This window comes from Roseovarius sp., assembly GCF_027019125.1.
GTDB lineage: Bacteria > Pseudomonadota > Alphaproteobacteria > Rhodobacterales > Rhodobacteraceae > Roseovarius.
The window spans coordinates 39,247-55,910 of record NZ_JALUXE010000014.1 but is presented as its reverse complement, the minus strand read 5'-3'; the positions used below and the strand labels follow the sequence as shown (position 1 = coordinate 55,910).

At 65.5% G+C, this 16,664-nt stretch carries 16 protein-coding genes, 1 tRNA gene and 2 pseudogenes; 4 read left to right on the top strand and 15 right to left on the bottom strand.

The features are described from left to right. Positions 1-11 precede the first annotated feature (11 nt). From MVC20_RS06320 to MVC20_RS06310, 3 genes are all read left to right on the top strand, one after another. Complete coding sequence (locus tag MVC20_RS06320; RefSeq protein ID WP_297539498.1) at positions 12-2,369, top strand: TRAP transporter large permease subunit; 2,358 nt, start codon at positions 12-14, stop codon at positions 2,367-2,369. Positions 2,370-2,539: 170 nt separating this feature from the next. Continuing rightward, positions 2,540-2,629, top strand: a tRNA-Ser gene (locus MVC20_RS06315). A gap of 36 nt (positions 2,630-2,665) precedes the next feature. Beyond that, complete coding sequence (locus MVC20_RS06310) at positions 2,666-2,932, top strand: hypothetical protein (RefSeq protein ID WP_034828152.1); 267 nt, start codon at positions 2,666-2,668, stop codon at positions 2,930-2,932. A gap of 273 nt (positions 2,933-3,205) precedes the next feature. On the opposite strand, the pseudogene MVC20_RS06305 reads toward MVC20_RS06310, so the two are convergent. From MVC20_RS06305 to MVC20_RS06290, 4 genes and pseudogenes are all read right to left on the bottom strand, one after another. Next, positions 3,206-4,249, bottom strand: a pseudogene (locus MVC20_RS06305) (recombinase family protein); the annotation flags it as partial. Continuing rightward, entirely contained in the window at positions 4,246-4,632 is a 387-nt protein-coding gene (locus MVC20_RS06300) for a MarR family transcriptional regulator (RefSeq protein WP_034828158.1), read from the bottom strand. The pseudogene MVC20_RS06305 and the gene MVC20_RS06300, both read right to left, overlap by 4 nt. Before the next feature lie 19 nt (positions 4,633-4,651). Further along, positions 4,652-4,966 carry a hypothetical protein gene (locus MVC20_RS06295; RefSeq protein WP_034828160.1) on the bottom strand — a complete coding sequence of 105 codons (315 nt, stop codon included), beginning with the start codon at positions 4,964-4,966 and terminating at the stop codon, positions 4,652-4,654. Between the two features lie 152 nt (positions 4,967-5,118). Beyond that, positions 5,119-6,027, bottom strand: coding sequence for a LysR family transcriptional regulator (locus MVC20_RS06290; protein ID WP_034828162.1), 909 nt, complete (start codon positions 6,025-6,027; stop codon positions 5,119-5,121). A gap of 98 nt (positions 6,028-6,125) precedes the next feature. Between MVC20_RS06290 and MVC20_RS06285 the strand changes: the two are divergent. After that, positions 6,126-6,947, top strand: a pseudogene (locus tag MVC20_RS06285) (SDR family oxidoreductase). 27 nt (positions 6,948-6,974) lie between these two features. On the opposite strand, the gene MVC20_RS06280 reads toward MVC20_RS06285, so the two are convergent. From MVC20_RS06280 to trbB, 11 genes are read right to left on the bottom strand one after another with little or no spacing between them, the layout of a single operon-like run. Next, complete coding sequence (locus MVC20_RS06280; protein WP_036173413.1) at positions 6,975-7,220, bottom strand: DUF2274 domain-containing protein; 246 nt, start codon at positions 7,218-7,220, stop codon at positions 6,975-6,977. Between the two features lie 2 nt (positions 7,221-7,222). After that, the gene (locus tag MVC20_RS06275) at positions 7,223-8,362 is read right to left on the bottom strand and encodes a TrbI/VirB10 family protein (protein ID WP_034828166.1); all 1,140 of its coding nucleotides are present in this window, start codon (positions 8,360-8,362) and stop codon (positions 7,223-7,225) included. Then, positions 8,359-9,381: a P-type conjugative transfer protein TrbG gene (trbG, locus tag MVC20_RS06270; RefSeq protein ID WP_034828167.1), complete on the bottom strand. Its 1,023-nt coding sequence runs from the start codon at positions 9,379-9,381 to the stop codon at positions 8,359-8,361. Before trbG ends, MVC20_RS06275 begins: the two co-directional genes overlap by 4 nt. Next, positions 9,378-10,067, bottom strand: a complete 690-nt coding sequence (trbF, locus tag MVC20_RS06265; protein WP_034828168.1) for a conjugal transfer protein TrbF — start codon at positions 10,065-10,067, stop codon at positions 9,378-9,380. Before trbF ends, trbG begins: the two co-directional genes overlap by 4 nt. Next, positions 10,064-11,440, bottom strand: coding sequence for a P-type conjugative transfer protein TrbL (gene trbL / locus MVC20_RS06260; protein WP_085816616.1), 1,377 nt, complete (start codon positions 11,438-11,440; stop codon positions 10,064-10,066). The genes trbF and trbL overlap by 4 nt, the downstream gene beginning before the upstream one ends. A gap of 3 nt (positions 11,441-11,443) precedes the next feature. Then, positions 11,444-11,731 carry a putative entry exclusion protein TrbK-alt gene (trbK-alt, locus tag MVC20_RS06255; protein WP_034828601.1) on the bottom strand — a complete coding sequence of 96 codons (288 nt, stop codon included), beginning with the start codon at positions 11,729-11,731 and terminating at the stop codon, positions 11,444-11,446. A gap of 18 nt (positions 11,732-11,749) precedes the next feature. Then, positions 11,750-12,511 (bottom strand): P-type conjugative transfer protein TrbJ, encoded by a 762-nt coding sequence (trbJ, locus tag MVC20_RS06250; RefSeq protein WP_034828600.1) that lies wholly within the window; start codon positions 12,509-12,511, stop codon positions 11,750-11,752. Further along, positions 12,508-14,994 carry a conjugal transfer protein TrbE gene (gene trbE / locus MVC20_RS06245; RefSeq protein ID WP_034828599.1) on the bottom strand — a complete coding sequence of 829 codons (2,487 nt, stop codon included), beginning with the start codon at positions 14,992-14,994 and terminating at the stop codon, positions 12,508-12,510. The genes trbJ and trbE overlap by 4 nt, the downstream gene beginning before the upstream one ends. 13 nt (positions 14,995-15,007) lie before the next feature. Next, positions 15,008-15,289, bottom strand: a complete 282-nt coding sequence (locus MVC20_RS06240; RefSeq protein ID WP_026782251.1) for a VirB3 family type IV secretion system protein — start codon at positions 15,287-15,289, stop codon at positions 15,008-15,010. Then, positions 15,289-15,621: a TrbC/VirB2 family protein gene (locus MVC20_RS06235; protein ID WP_034828598.1), complete on the bottom strand. Its 333-nt coding sequence runs from the start codon at positions 15,619-15,621 to the stop codon at positions 15,289-15,291. The genes MVC20_RS06240 and MVC20_RS06235 overlap by 1 nt, the downstream gene beginning before the upstream one ends. Then, positions 15,618-16,613, bottom strand: coding sequence for a P-type conjugative transfer ATPase TrbB (gene trbB, locus MVC20_RS06230; RefSeq protein ID WP_034828597.1), 996 nt, complete (start codon positions 16,611-16,613; stop codon positions 15,618-15,620). The genes MVC20_RS06235 and trbB overlap by 4 nt, the downstream gene beginning before the upstream one ends. Positions 16,614-16,664 lie beyond the last annotated feature (51 nt).

Genomic DNA, 16,664 nt, shown 5'->3' with positions numbered 1-16,664 from the left:
GGCAGGGACCAATGCTATTCGGACTGGACGGCGTCGAGATCGGGCTGATCATCGTATTCTTGTGCCTCTTTGGAGGTATTCTATCGGGCTTTCCCGTGGCGTTTGCCATTGGCGGCGCGGGGGTTGTGGCATTTGGCATTATTGCCGGGTTGGACAGCGCGGGGTTGCTGATCCATCAGGCCATCGACACAACGAGCGAGGCGTATAATTCCGTTGTGGCGAGCGGCGTGCGGCCCGATGCCATTTCGATCTTTCGCTATCCGGATTTGCCGCGCGCGGCGCAGCCGGTGTTCCCGCTGGGGTGGGACGTGGCGCTGGATCGCAATGTGTCCTTCCTTGTGAACCGCATCAACGAGCGGGTCCTGGCGGGCGCGTCGATCGAGACGCTGCTGGCGGTGCTGATGTTCGTGATGATGGGGATCACCCTGGAGCGCTCAAAGATCGCCAATGATCTCTTGACCACAATGGCGCGGGTTTTTGGCCCGCTGCCGGGCGGTCTGGCGGTGTCGGTCGTCGTGGTGGGAACCTTCCTTGCGGCCTCGACCGGGATCGTTGGGGCCACGGTGGTCACGATGGGTCTTTTGAGCCTGCCCACCATGCTGCGCGCTGGCTATAGCCCGCAACTGGCGACCGGCGTCATCGCGGCGTCGGGCACGCTGGGCCAGATCATTCCGCCCTCGATCGTGATCGTGCTCTTGGGGACCTTGGCGGGGGATCTTTATTCCGTGGCGCAGGAAAACCGGGCGCTGGCCGTGGGGTGCTCGGACGCGCTGACCTATCTGGGAGAGCCGGCGGTGGTATCGGTGGGCACGCTGTTTCAGGCGGCGCTGTTGCCGGGTGTGATGCTTGCGCTGCTCTACGGGCTTTATGCCTTTGGGTATGCCTTGGTGAATCCCTCCAAGGCCCCGGCGGTGCAGATCGCCGGGGGCGCGCGCGGTGAGGTTGTCACCCGTGGTGAGGGGTTCACGTGGTTTCTGGGTGTGCCGGTTGCGCTGATTGCCGGGGTCATGCTGTTGTCCAGTCTGGGCGTGGTCGGCAGTCAGAGTCTGATCGTGGACAGTTTCAGCGATCAGGGCGAAGCCGCGTCGCTGCGCACCAATGTCAGCCCCGAGTGTCAGGCGGCAATGATCGAGTTGCACGGGCAGTCGAAATGGGACGCGGCGGTCGCTGAGCAACAGGGAATCGACGCCGCAGGTGGTGTGGCGGAAAGCGTGCGTCTGACGCCTGAAGAAATCGATGCGTTGCGAGTACAAAAGGAAGCGGATGCTGCCCCCATCGGCACGGGTGTTGCCACATTGATGGTCATTTTTGGTCTGACGCTCGCGGTGGCGCGGGGTGTTGCGCCATCGGCCAATCCGGCACCGCTCCTGATCGGGGCGCTTGGCATCCTGTTGGGGCTGCTGGTGGATGTCACCTTGATTCGTCCGTCGACCTCGGCAGGGGTCACGCTTCTGCTGTTGCTCATTCCGCTTGCCATGGCCTGTTTCGGCTGTGCCCATGGCGCGGTGCGAATGGCCAAGAACGAACTGATCCGCGTGGTCTTTCCGCCGCTCGTGCTGATTGTCGCGGTGCTCGGGTCGATCCTGGGCGGGATCACCAACCCGACCCCGGCAGCGGCGCTGGGGGCAGGTGGGGCCATCATGCTCGCGGCCTATCGCAAGCTGCGCGATCAGGACCGCTCGCCCAAGATCATCATCCTGGCCACGCTGGCGGTGGTGCTGTCGATCCTGATCGGCATCAACTTTGACCTTCGGATCAATCAGGGCGGCGTGAGTTTTGAGTCGTGGGTTGCGTTCTTCTTTGCCTATGCCGCCTATCTCTATGCTGTTTTCGGTCTCTTGTTCGCGTGTTGGGTGCTTTATTCCGGTGGGGTGCTGACGCCTGTGGTGCGTGAAACGGCAAAGGTTACGAGCATGGTCTTTACCATCCTGATCGGCTCGCAGCTTCTCAACCTCGTCGTCATCAGTTTCGGGGGCGAGCATTACATCCAGGAATTCCTCAAGAGCTTTGACAACGAGCTCAAGGTTTTCTTGATCGTGATGCTGGTGCTTTTCGTGCTGGGTTTCGTGCTCGATTTCCTGGAGATCATCTATATCGTGATCCCCATCGTGGGCCCGGTGATCTATGGCGGAACGTTTGATCCGAAATGGGTGACGATCATGATCGCGGTCAATCTTCAGACCTCGTTTCTGACGCCGCCTTTTGGTTTCGCGCTGTTCTACCTGCGCGGGGTGGCCCCAAAAGAGGTCACAACCGGCCATATCTATCGCGGCGTGATCCCCTTCGTGCTGATCCAACTCGGGGCACTTGGCCTTTTGTGGTTCTTCCCGTCGATTGTCACCATCGTGCCGGCCTTGATGGCGAATTGAGGCCGCGCCGTGCGGAGGTGATCCGCAGGGCATTTCACCGGATGTGCACAGGTCTGGCCGCCCCTGGTTTGGGGCGGCCTTGACCTTTTTCGGTACGGGCACAAGGGATCGGATAAACAGTCGAAATTTTGCCTTGTAACTCTCCCACGGGGGCGGCTATACGCGTCAACGGAGCTGTGGCCGAGTGGTCGAAGGCGCTCCCCTGCTAAGGGAGTAGGCCCGGAAGGGTCTCGTGGGTTCGAATCCCATCGGCTCCGCCACTTCAGTCCGCCTCTGGGCACGCCAATCGCCGCCGATTGCCGCACCTGGCCGCCCGCAAGCGTCCTCAGCAGTTCCGTTTTCGATCCCATGATGCGGATTGCGTCGTCGGCGACCTCGACACGCTGCGCCAGGGCGCGCAGGTGATCCCGCCGATAGCCGCCCTCACGGTCCCGGATACGGTCGCGAGCGATCTGCGAGAATTGCCGGATCATCGCCGGGCTGACGGCGCTGTGACCGGGGCTGTCGAGCAGCGTCTGAGCGCGGTCGGCGTCCGCCCGCGCCTGATCGCGGATGACCTTTAGGCCGGCGATGCGTTCGGTCAGCGCCGGGTCGTCCAGATCGGCAACCCCGGCCTCGATGGCGTCATAGAGACGCTTGAGGCGTAGTTCCGATTCGGAAGCCCGGCGCTGCAATTCGGCGATGTGCTGGCGGCGGCGCTCGGCCTGATCTTCTCGGCGACCGAGGACGCTGCCAAGCAGCTTCTCCAGCCGGTCGGGATCAAGCAGGCGTTCCTCGATATGACCGGCAACCATGGTGTCGAGCTTGTCCATGGGGATCGCGCGCCCCTTGCAGCCGGTTTCGCCCTGCCGTGCCCGGATCGAGCAGGCATAGTAGCGATAGCGGCCGCTCTTGCCGGTGCGGATGGTCATCGCGCCCCCGCAATTGCCGCAATAGCAGATGCCGGTCAGAAGCGTGGGACCGATCACGACGCGCGCGGGCAGTTCGGTCTTGGGGTTGCGGGCCTGCAAGAGCTTCTGCACCGCCTCGAAGGTCTCGCGGTCGATGATCGGCGGTACCGGCACGATGACGATTTCATCGGCTTCCTTGTCCGCCTTGTTCTTCCGGTTCTTGCCCCATTGATGCTCGCCCATATAGGTGCGCCGGGTCAGGATGCGGTGAACCTGGCCGACGCCCCAACGGCCGCCGTCACGGGTGAAGATGCCTTTGCCGTTCAGATGCTTGACGATGGCCTTAACGCCCATCTGACCGGAATCGCCATCACCTTCCAGCGCCAGGCGATAGATCAGGCGGATCGTGTCGGCGTGCAGCGGGTCGACTTCCAGCTTCTTCTTGACCTTCGCGCCGCGCTGCTCGGCTGCGACGACGCGATAGCCGACCGGGGGCAGCGAGCCGTTCCAGAAGCCTTGCCGGGCGTTTTCCTTTAAGGCGCGCAGGACATGCTTGGCGTTCTCCTTGGACTGGTATTCGTCGAACAGCGCCATGATCTGCCGCATCATGACGTGCATGGGGTCGTCGCCCATCTCCTGCGTGATGGAGACGAGGCGAATACCATTCTTCGCCAGCTTCCTGACATAGAACTCAAGCTCGAAATGATCGCGGAAGAAGCGCGAGAAACTGTGAACCACGACAATATCGAAGGGCGCGGGCTTCGACGTTCCCGCCTCAATCATTCGTTGGAACTCGGGGCGGCGGTCGTTGGTGGCCGACGCGCCGGCCTCCACGAAGGTTTCGACAAGCTGATAGCCCCTCGCTTCGCACCATGCTTCGCCCTGCCTGCGCTGGTCGGGGATCGACACGTCATGTTCGGCCTGCCGGCTGGTGGAGACGCGCAGGTAGAGGGCAGCCCGCAGGGCGACATTGGGATTGTGGACGTTCATTTGCGGGTTCCTTTCCTGCGAGGCTCGACCAGAGGCAAGACCAGTTCCACACGGTCATGAACGAGCTTCGGGACCAGTCTCAGACCCCGGCCTTTTTCCATGCGCACAAGCCCGTATCCGACCATGGCCTTGAGGGTTCTGGACAGGTTGGACTTGGCGCGGCCGGTCATCTGCGCCAGCTCTTCCAACGAGGCTGGCTGCTGTTCGTAGATGATGCGCAGCATCTCGCAATTGCTCGCTGACATGAATTTGGCGAAGGATGTCGTGGAGATGAACCAGACCGTCGGCTCGCCGGGCTTCGGTTTTTCCTCGCCACGCGCGATCCGAAGGGTGCGGGCCTTCATTTCCTCGGGATCGGCGATCCCGACTTTCAATGTGGACATGGCAAGACTCGATTATCGTTCAGGGTTTTTCATTATCATAATACGATAACGATTTCAAGTCATCGGGCAGATCGACCGAGCCGAACAACTCGTCGAACACATCGGCGAACCAGCGCTCGAACACCTGAATCTCGGCCTCGGTGATCGGCACGTCCTCGGGCCAGTCGTCGATGACCGGCAGCCGCTCGACATCGAAGAGATGGAGCGGGCGTCCACGCGGCGGACTGACGCGCGGCGTCGGGTCGTCGTCGTAGTCGTAGAGATCGTCGGGGAGCGTTTTGGGGACCGGCTGCCGTGGGCGGCCCCTGCTGCCGTGGCGGTGTTTCGTGGACATGGAATCCTCCGTGGTTCGCGGGATTTTCCGGGGGCTGGAAGCCCGGAATAGGCGAAGCATGGAGGGGGATCGGCGGCCTGTAGCGTGCCGCATTTGCGTCGATGCGTTGACGGCACCCCTGTTACTAGTGTCGGCGCAGAGCCCGTTGCGCCTTACTTGCTGGTTGTCGCGCTGGTCTCCGCCCGCAAACTCTCCAGGAAGAGAGTGAAAGCACGGGTCGGATGGCGCCGGCTCGAATAGAAGGCGTGATAGCCCGGAAACGGCGGACACCAATCGGCAAGGACCTCGACGAGCAGCCCGTCGTTCAGAAAGGGCGCGGCGAGATCTTCGAGCATGTAGGCCAGACCCATCCCCGCGCTGGCAGCCCCTACGAGTGCGTCGCCGTCATTGACGATCAGGGACGGCGACACTTTTACCGTCTCCGCATGTCCGTCTTTCTCAAACGACCACGGCGACAGGGTGCCACCCGCGTTTCTGAAACCGATGCAGCGGTGGGCCGACACGTCACGCGGCGTGTGCGGAGGATCGCAGCTGTCGAGATACCGGGGCGCCCCCACAACGACAGCGCGCAAGTGGGGCCCAACGGGCACGGCGACCATGTCCATTTCCAAGTCTTCGCGCAGCCGTATCCCGACATCGAACCGCTCGGCAACGATGTCGACATGCCGGTTCTCCACGCTCAGCTCGCCGTCGATCTCGGGATGGGCAGCGATCAGTCGCGAGAAGGCCGGCCAGACGAGCGTATCGGCGGCATGTTTGCCGCAGGTCACCCGCAGACGTCCGCCCGGTTCCTCACGCAACTGTTCCAGATCGTCGATTTCCGCATCAATCTCCGCGATGACCGGCGCGAGTGTGGCCAGAAGCCGCTCGCCCGCCGCGGTGGGGGCAATGCTGCGTGTCGAGCGTGACAGCAACCTGATCCCCAGATCGGCCTCAAGGCGCTTTACGGTCTGGCTGACGGCGGACTGGGTCACGCCGAGGCTGCGTGCCGCCGCGGTGAAGCTGCGCTCTTCGGCAACGCGATTGAAGATGACGAGGTCCGAGAACTTACGCGGGTCCATTCAGTAGCTATACTACTTGGTCCGACAAATTTCGAGGTACTAATCTCCCACTGCATAGATGCGCTAATATCGCGTCGGCACGACAAGAGGAGCTGACAATGACAGAAAAGGTATGGTTCATCACCGGCGCTGGCAGGGGACTTGGGCATCTGCTCTCTCGCGATGCGCTGCGCGCTGGCGACAAGGTCGTGGCAACCAGCCGAAGCGTCGACGGGCTTGCAGAAAGCCTCTCCGCTCCGGACGACAGCCTGCTCGTGTTACCGCTCGATGTGACCGATGCCCGGGCGGCTTCGGCAGCACATGACGCAGCCATGGAGGTGTTTGGCCGGATCGACATCCTGGTCAACAACGCCGGCCGCGCCCAGCTTGGATGATGGTTCGAGACGATCCCGGAGGAGGACGTGCGCCGGCAGTTCGAGATCAACCTCTTCGGGGCGATGAACGTGGCGCGCGCGGTGCTGCCGACGATGCGCCGTCAGCGCTCGGGCCTCGTGGTCACGATCTCCTCGGTGAACGGCTTGGTCTCGAACCCCGGTGGATCGGTCTACTCGGCGTCCAAGTTCGCGCTCGAAGGCTGGATGGAGGGCCTCGCCGAAGAAATCGCGCCGCTTGGCGTCCGATCACTCATCGTGGAGCCGGGGATGATGCGCACAAACTTCCTTGATCCGTCCACTGCACGGCAGGGGGATATGGACATTGCCGACTATGCCGAGGCGGTGGCCGGTTTCCGAACCTTCATCGCAGAAGCGAACGGCGCGCAGCAGAACGATCCGGCGGCGCTTTCCGCCCTGATCGTCTCTGAAGCGTCCTCTCCCGACCCAGCGCGACGGCTCCTGTTCGGCGCCGATGCGCACGAATGGGCCAGCGCCAAGTGCCGGCAACTCACAGCCGAGATCGACGCTTCGAGCGCCCGTGCCTGAGTGCGGGCAATGTCGGCTTCGTGCCGCTCAGTTGCCATTTATCCCACTGGACCACTTCCCCCCCCGCCGCGCCTTTGCGAAGCCGCGGTCCGTGGCGATGAACCGCTCCAGCATGGGCACGATCAGCCTGACGGGATCGGCAACGGCTTGCCCCGTCTCGCGCCCCAGCACCTCGGCATAGGCGACCAGATCGCGGTGGAGCGGCGCGGGCAGCTCCAGGGTCACCTTTACGGGCTTGTCGTCGGGCAGCGGGCCGAGTTTCAGCTTGGTCATGGTCAACCTCCTGCCGGCTCGAATATCAAATCGCGGGTGACGATTATCCTGACCGGGAAGCCGGGCCGGATGGTCAGCGTGGGCGCGACCTGCAACTGGCGCTGGACGATCTGCTGGCCTGCCTGATTGACGGTATCTTGCGCCCCGTCGCGGATGGCGCGGATCAGCCGGTCCTCGTCGCTGGTCGCGAGCTCCGTGCCGACTGCGAGCAGCGTGGATAGTCCTGCGGCCTTCATCAGATCCCACCAATGATAATCGACGCCATCCTCAAGGCCGGCATAGCCCGATGCGTCCGCGCCCGGCAGGCGCTCAAGGACGATGGAGCGGCCGCCCGGCAGGATCAGGCGATTCCACACCAAGAGCACCCTGCGCTGGCCGAAGGTCACGCCGTCATCATATTGGCCGATGATGCGGGTGCCCTGCGGAATCAGGAGCAGCGAGCCGGTCGGGCTGTCATAGACGTTCTCCGTCACCTGCGCTGTGATCTGGCCCGGAAGGTCGGAACGGATGCCGGTGATGAGCGCGGCCGGGATCACGGCCCCGGCCTGCAGGATATAGGGCGAGGCCGGCGGCGTGACGCGATCCGGCGCGACGGTCTGGCGGTCCACCGGGCCGCCCAGGAAGGCGGCATGGCGGTTCTGACCGGCCGCTCCCTCCGGTTGCCCGCCGAGACCGGCCAGGCCGGGCATGGCCGTCCCGGCTGGTGTTCCTGTGCGCGGTCCGGTCTGGAAGAACACGCTGCTCAGGCGCGCGGCTTCTTCCTCGGCGCGGCGGCGTTCTTCCTCGGGATCGACCGCGGGCGCTGTGATCGCAGGCGTTGCGACCGGCTGGCCCCGCCTCTCGGCGTCGAGGATCGGACGGCCAAGGTCGCCGGGCAGCGCGGGGCCGAGGACCGGGCCGGTGTAGTCGGAGGGCAAGCCCGTGAGTCCGTCCGCCGTGGGCCGGTTTTCTGTCGAATAGAGTTCTTCGCCGCCCGGTCCGGCCTCGCGGGTCTGGAGCGCGTAGATCAGCGCGCCGCCGATGCCGAGAAGCGCGACCGCGCCAATGCCTGCCAGCATCTTGCGGGACAGGCGGGTGACGCGCGGCGGTTCTGCGCGCAGCCGCATGGGCGCTGTGGTGTCGGTGATCGGGTTGTCTGTCATGACGGCGAGTCTCCGGTGGCTGCGGGCTGAGCGGCGGCCTGTCGTTGCTCGATACGGACGATCCTGACGACCTGCTGGCGGTTGCCGCTGCCAAGGCGCAGTTCGGCCGCGCCAAACAGACGGTCCACGATCAGGACGTTCCGGTAGATGCGGGAATTGACGATCTGCGGCTCGCCGTCCGACCCGAGCACGAAGATCGGCGGCATTTCGCCCTGCACGATCCCGCGCGGGAAGACGACATAGACGCGCCGGCCATCGTCGAAGACGGAAACCGGCCGCCATGGCGGGCTGTCGCCCTGCACCTGCAATCCATAGCGATAGTTCCGCGCCGCCTCGGCAGGGATGACCGGCGCGGACGGGACGGCCCGGCGCTGGCCTGCCGGCGGCGCGGGATAGGCCCAGGCGACGGCGGGCATGTAGAGCGCTTCCCGCGCGCGCAGCTCCATCATGTAGGTTCGCCGGTCGGTGGTCACGACAAGGTTGGTCGAGATGTCGTCGCGGGTCGGTTTCACGAGGATATGGACGCGCCGGTTGGCGCCGCTGCCGCTCTCGGTATCGCCGATGATCCAGCGGGCGGTGTCGCCGGCCGCAATCGGTCCTGCGCCGGTCAGGTTTTCACCCGGCTCCAGCGCGATATTGGTGATTTGACCGGGGGCGGCATAGACCTGATAGAGCGCGCCTTCCGACCACGGGTATATCTGGATGGCGTTGTAGTAGCCTTCGCGGCGCGGCTCGACGCGGGCGGCGGCGTTGGCGTTCTCGACGCGGCCGGTCGGTGTGCCCGCCCTCTCGCCGCCGCGCGCGACGGTCCAGGCGGGCGGAACATGCAGCGGCCGGGGCGTGTCCTCTGCCGAAGCGGCAGGCGGCGTCGGCAGCGGCGGCACGGCGTCGTCATAGGAGAATTGCGGCGTCCGGTTGGTGGCGCAGCCGGCCAGCACGGTCGCGGAAAGCAGCAACGCCGCCAGTGCGGGTTTGCGGAAAACCGGAAAGCCGGCTTTGCAGAAAGACGTGCGGGTCATTGGCTCATCTCCCGCGACCATGAAATCGCATTGACATAGATGCCGAGCGGATTGGCGCGCAGCCTCTCGGCGGTGCGCGGCGGCTGGATCACGATGGTCAGGATCGCGGTCCATCGCTCGGTGCCGGAAAGCTGGCCGTTTTCGTAGTGGCGCTCGGTCCAGGCGACCCGGAACGATCCGGGCGATGCCCGGATGACGCTGGACACATCGACGGCGATCTGTTGGCGGCCGACACGGGTGAACGGATCGTTGGCGCGGGCATAGTCGTTCAGAGCCGCAGCGCCCCGGTCGGTGGTGAACTCGTAGGCGCGAAGCCAGTTCTGGCGGACGATGATCGCATCGGCCGGGATCGCGCGGACCTGCTCGATGAAGCGGCCGAGATGGAAAGCGATCTGCGGATCGGTCGGGCGATAGTCGGCGTTCGCCGGTGCGACGGTCTGGGCTTCGCCGAGCGCATCGACCTGCACCACCCAGGGCACCACGGTCCCGCGCGCCGACTGCCACACCAGCGCCGAGGCGAAGCCCGCCGACAGGATCAGGGAACCGAACGCCATGTAGCGCCAGTTTCGCGCCTGCACGCGGGCCGAGCCGATGCGCTCATCCCAGACCTGCGCGGCCTTCTGATACGGGGTCTCGGGTTCCGGCGTCTTGCCGTAATGGGCTGCGGGTCGTTTGAAGATGCTCATGAGCAGTCACTTTCGGAAAGGTTGACGGAAGAACCGGGGCCATGGCTGTCGCCGGAGCGGACGGCGTGTGCGGCCATGGTCGTGCCGTGGTTCATGGCCTGCGAGCGGCGCATCCGCTGCGCCCAGGCAGGCGGTGCGCCTGTGGCCGAGGCGGACGCGGCCGGGGCGGATGCTTCCGCCGCGCCTCCGGCCGTGCCCATGGTGGACGCGCCGCCACTCGCACCGAAGCCAGCCTTCGCGCCTTCGGAGAAACTGGACTTGACGCTTTCGGACGCGCGGGAGGCAGCGCGTTTCAAGGGTGAGACGGCTGCCGATCCTGCCGCGCGAGCGACGCCGCCAAGGCCAGACGCGACACCGGCCGCGCCGGACTGGCCGAGCGAGCCGAGGCTGTAGGCTGCGGAAGCGGCTCCTGCGGCCGTCGCGCCGCCGCGAACGGCCGCGGCCCCGCCGGACAAAGCGGCAGCGCCGCCTTTTGCGCCGAGCATCGCCGCGCCACCCGCCGCCGCACCGCCCGCCAGCACCATGCCGCCGGCGGCGAGGCCGGTGCCCACGGCCGCGCCCGCGCCGAGCTGGGGGCCGCCCGAGACAAGGCCGGTGGCGATGCCGGGTCCGAAGATGCCGAGGCCGAGCAGCGACAGGGCCGCGAGCACAATCGCCATGGCATCGTCGATCGTGGGGGTGACGCCGCCGAAGCCGGCGGTGAACTGCGAAAACAAGGTTGAGCCGATGCCGATGATGACGGCCAACACCAGAACCTTGATGCCGGAAGAGATTACGTTGCCAAGCACACGCTCGGCCATGAAGGCGGTCTTGCCGAACAGGCCAAAGGGGATCAGCACGAAGCCGGCCAGCGTGGTCAGCTTGAACTCGATCAGCGTGACGAAGAGCTGCACGGCGAGGATGAAGAAGGCGAGGATCACCAGCGCCCAGGCGAACAGCAGGCAGGCGATCTGGATGAAGTTCTCGAAAAACGACCAGTAGCCCATCAGGTCGGAAATGGAATCGAGCAATGGTCGGCCGGCATCGAGGCCGGTCTGTGCCACCCGGCCTGGCCGCATGAGGTCGGCAGCGGAAAAGCCCGTGCCCGACGCCATGAGACCGAGACCGGCGAATGAGTCGAAGACGATGCGGGCGAGGTTGTTCCAGTTGCCGATGACGTAGGCGAAGACACCGACGAACAGGGTCTTCTTGACCAGCCTTGCGATAATGTCGTCATCCGCGCCCCAGGCCCAGAAGAGCGCCGCCAGCGTCACGTCGATGACGATCAGGGTGGTGGCGATAAACGCCACTTCCCCACCGAGCAGGCCGAAGCCGGAATCTATGTAGCTGGTGAAGACCCCAAGAAACGAGTCGATGACGCCGGTTCCGCCCATGGATCACTGTTCCTCGTTCTGTCGCGGAGCGGTCTGGGCGGGCGTCCGGCCAAGAAAGCGGTCGCGGCTCTCGGCCCATGCGGAAAGGCAGACCGGATCGCTCGTCGCCGCTTCCCCAAGCTGCTGGCACCGGCGAAGCGTCGCGCGGAGCGGATCGGCCGGCGGTTGCAGCGCCGGTGCGGTGCTGGCCGGCGCGGGATCGTCCTTGCGGGTCATCTCGATCACCGTGGCCGCGATGGCCATGGCGACGAATACGACGGCCCCGAGCCGGGCCAGCATCTTGCCGTCCATGGGCGGCCCCTCCCGTGGTCAGTTGTTGCCGTTGAACATCTGCGCGTTGCCCGGCTGGTAGCCGCTGCCGGGGGTCAGGAAGCGCTCGCGCTGGACACGGCCCTGTTCGGCGGCCGTCGCACGCTCGGCCTCGATCAGCGCTTCCGACCGGCCGTTGGCGGCGAGCATGGCGATCAGGTCGGAAAGCTGCTGCGACTGGAGGGCGAGGATCTGATTGCCGGCCTGCGTGGCCTGCAATGCGCCGGTCGCACCCTGGCTCCGGCCGACGAGCGCGGCCATCTCGGCGCGGTTGCTGTCGATATTGCCGACGACACCGGCTTGCACCTTCATGGCGTCCTGCAAGCCGCCGACCGTGTTTTGCCAACGGTCGCGCGCATCGGCGACAAGCTGGGCGTCGGTCGCCGACAGCGACACATTGCCGTATTGGCTCTGGAACGCCTGGTCGATGTTCTGCACGTCGAACGCGATGTTCTGCGCGTCGCTGAGAAGCTGCTGCGTGCGGCTGACGTTCTGTTGAATCTGCTGGAGCGAGGAATATGGCAAGCTCGCCAGATTGCGGGCCTGATTGATGAGCATCTGGGCCTCGTTCTGGAGCGAGGTGATCTGGTTGTTAATCTGCTCCAGCGTGCGCGCGGCCGTGAGCACGTTCTGCGCGTAGTTGGTCGGATCATAGACGATCCATTGCGCATGGGCCGGGCTTGCCAGCATGGGCGAAAGCGCGACCGGAATGGCGAGCGCCAGCGCAAGGGCCGAGGCCCCGACAAACTTGGAATAGGTCATGGAAGAATCTCCTGTGGGGTATCGAGTCGGGCCGGCGCGGCGGATTCCGGCCGGTCGGCAAGATTGGTGAGGTTGGGGATCAGCTCGACCGCCCACTCGACGCCGCGCTCGCGCAGCCATGCGGCGAGGAAACCATCGCGGCCGTGCTCCGCAACGATCTGCGCAATGAGGGTCTGGTCGGATTTGGCGGATGCGGCGCAGAGGGCGAGGCCGACTTCGGACAGGCCCAGCTCGAACAGGCGGTTGCCCCTGCGGCTTTGGCAGTAATAATCCCGCTTGGGCGTGGCCCTTGCGAGGATTTCGATCTGCCTGTCATTGAGGCCGAAGCGGCGATAGATGGCCGCGATCTGCGGCTCGATGGCGCGCTCGTTCGGCAGCAGGAGCCGCGTCGGGCAGCTCTCGATGATAGCGGGCGCGATGTTGCTGCCGTCGATGTCGGACAGGCTTTGCGTGGCGAAGATGACGCTGGCGTTCTTCTTGCGCAGCGTCTTCAGCCATTCGCGGAGCTGGCCGGCGAATCCCTCGTCGTCGAGCGCAAGCCAGCCTTCATCGATGATGAGCAGCGTGGGGCGGCCGTCGAGCCGGTCGCCGATGCGATGGAACAGGTAGGACAGAACGGCCGGGGCCGCGCCGGTGCCGACCAGCCCTTCGATCTCGAACGCCTGCACGTCCGCCGATCCCAAATGCTCTGTCTCGGCGTCGAGCAACCGGCCATAGGCACCGCCGACGCAGAACGGCCGGAGCGCCTGTTTCAGATCGTTGGATTGCAACAGCACCGCAAGGCCGGTGATCGTGCGTTCTTCGACCGGCGCGGAGGCGAGCGAAGTCAGCGCCGTCCAAAGATACTCTTTGACCTCGGGCGTGATGGCGATGCCTTCGCGCATGAGGATGGTGGCAATCCAGTCCGCCGCCCATGCGCGTTCATAGGTGTCGTGGATGCGGGCCAGCGGCTGGAGCGAGACGGACGCCTCGGCCCCTTCTGTCAGCCCGCCGCCAAGGTCATGCCAGTCGCCGCCCATGGCGAGCGACGCGGCGCGGATGCTGCCGCCGAAGTCGAAGGCGAAGACTTGGCTGGCCTCGTAGCGGCGGAACTGGAGCGCCATGAGGGCGAGCAGCACGCTCTTGCCCGCGCCCGTGGGGCCGACGACAAGGGTGTGCCCTACGTCGCCGACATGCAAAGACAACCGGAACGGGGTTGAGCCTTCGGTCTTTCCAAAGAGCAAAGGGGGCGCACCGAAATGCTCGTCCCGTTCCGGCCCCGCCCACACCGCCGAAAGCGGGATCATGTGGGCGAGATTCAAAGTGCTGATGGGCGATTGCCTGACATTCGCGTAGGCGTGTCCGGGCAGGCTGCCGAGCCATGCGTCAACCGCGTTGACGCTCTCGGGCATGGCGGTGAAGTCGCGGCCCTGAACGATCTTCTCGACCAGGCGCAGCTTCTCGTCGGCAAGGCGCGGGTCGGCATCCCATACGGTGACGGTCGCTGTGACGTAGGCCATGCCCGCCACGTCCGCCCCAAGCTCCTGCAACGCCATGTCGGCGTCGAGCGCCTTGTTCGCGGCGTCAGTGTCCACAAGGGCGGACGCCTCGTTGGTCATCACCTCTTTCAGAATCGCGGCGACGCTCTTGCGCTTGGCGAACCATTGGCGGCGGATGCGGGTCAGGAGCTTTGTGGCGTCCACTTTGTCCAGCAGGATCGCGCGCGTGCTCCACCTGTAGGGGAACGGCAGCCGGTTCATCTCGTCGAGCAGGCCAGGCGTCGTCGCGGTCGGGAAACCTACGATGGTCAGGACGCGCAGATGCGCGTCGCCAAGGCGCGGCTCCAGCCCGCCCGTCAAGGGCTGATCGGCCAGCAGCGCGTCGAGGTGCATGGGCACCTCGGGCACGCGCACACGGTGGCGATTGGTCGATATGGTCGAATGGAGGTAGGTCAGCGTCTCCCCGTCATCGAGCCAGCGGCACTCCGGCATGAATCCGTCGAGCAGCGCCAGCACGCGATCGGTGCGATCGATGAAGGCGCGCAGGACCTCCCACGGGTTCACGCCGGATTGCTCGCGACCCTCGTAGAGCCAGCTTTCCGCGCGGGCGGCTTCCTCGGCCGGGGGCAGCCAGAGGAAGGTCAGGAAATAGCCGGACACGAAATGCGTGCCGGCTTCTTCGAAACCCGCTTTGCGCTCTGCATCGACCAGCGCCGAGGCGGCGTCGGGAAAGGCGCTGTCGGGATAGGTCGCGGCCTCGCTGCGCTGCGCCTCAACGAAGATGCTCCAGCCGGAGCCGAGACGGCGCACGGCGTTGTTGATGCGACCGGCGACGGCGACTAGCTCGGCGGCGACGGCGGAATCCAGATCGGGACCGCGAAACTTCGCGGTGCGCTGGAACGATCCGTCTTTGTTGAGCACGACACCCTGACCGACCAGCGCCGCCCAGGGCAGATAGTCGGCGAGGCGCGCGGCGGTGCGGCGGTATTCGGCAAGGTTCATCATGGATGGGCTCCCCTCAGACCGCCAGAAAAGCCGGGATGCGCAGATGCCGCCGCCCGACTTCGACGAATTGGGGATCGCGCTTCGCCGCCCATACCGCCGCGAAATGCCCGATGGCCCATATGGCGATGCCGACCAGCCAGAGGCGCAGGCCGAGACCCACGGCCCCGGCAAGCGTCCCGTTCATGATGGCGATGCTTCTCGGAGCGCCGCCGAGCAGGATATGCTCGGTCAACGCCCGGTGGACCGGGATCGAGAATCCCGGCACCGCGTCCAGTTGTTCGAGACCGCCCGCCATCAGACGAGCGCCCCGCCGCCGAACGAGAAGAACGACAGGAAGAAGCTCGATGCGGCGAACGCGATGGACAGGCCGAACACGATCTGGATCAGGCGACGGAAACCGCCGCTGGTGTCGCCGAAGGCCAGCGTCAGGCCGGTCACGATGATGATGATGACGGCGATGATCTTGGCGACCGGCCCCTCGATGGATTCGAGGATGGATTGGAGCGGCGCTTCCCACGGCATCGACGATCCCGAGGCATGGGCGGCCGGAGCCATGAAGAGGCCGACATAGGTGAAGGTCGCGGCCGTGGCGACGTGGCGGCGGATGCGCATGGTATGACGGATCATTCGGGGTCTCCAGTTCTGGTGGGGGTTGCCAAGGGGCTGAGATGCGTGATGCGGTAGTCGCCGTCCGGCCCCAGCCCTTCGACGCGGGCGAGTTCGGCCAGCCGGCGCGCGGAACCGCGCCCGGAAAGGACGGCAACAAGGTCAATGGTTTCCGCGATCAGGGCGCGCGGGACGGTGACGACAGCCTCTTGAATGAGCTGTTCAAGCCGGCGCAGCGCGCCAATGCCGGTGCCTGCGTGGATGGTGCCAATCCCGCCCGGGTGGCCCGTGCCCCATGCTTTGAGCAGATCGAGGGCTTCCGATCCGCGCACCTCGCCGATGGGGATGCGGTCGGGGCGCAGGCGCAGCGAGGAACGGACCAGATCGGAAAGCGTCGCCACGCCGTCTTTCGTCCGCATAGCGACAAGGTTGGGCGCGGCGCATTGCAGCTCGCGAGTGTCCTCGATGATGACGACACGATCCGCGCCCTTGGCGACTTCGGCCAGAAGCGCGTTGGTCAGTGTGGTCTTGCCGGTGCTGGTGCCGCCCGCCACGAGGATGTTGGCGCGGGATGCGACGGCCGCGCGTAGCGTTTCCGCCTGATCGGCGGACATGATGCCGGCGGACACATAGTCGTCGAGCGTGAACACCGCGACGGCGGGCTTGCGGATGGCGAAGGCCGGCGAGGAAACCACCGGGGGAAGCAAGCCTTCAAAGCGTTCGCCGCTCTCGGGAAGCTCGGCCGAAACGCGGGGACTGCGGGCATGAACCTCGACGCCGACATGGTGTGCGACCAGGCGCACGATGCGCTCGCCATCGGCCGGCGGCATCGTTTCGCCCGTATCCGCCAATCCTTCGGACAGCCGGTCGATCCAGATGCGGCCATCCGGGTTCAGCATGACCTCGACCACGGCCGGGTCTTCCAGAAACCGGGCAATGGCCGGGCCGAGCGCCGTGCGCAGCATCCGCGCGCCGCGCTGGATCGCCTCCGGTCTGTGATGTGTGGCAGTCATGTCGGCCCCGCTTTCGACGGGGCGCACGACAGTCGGTCCCCGCATCGGGGT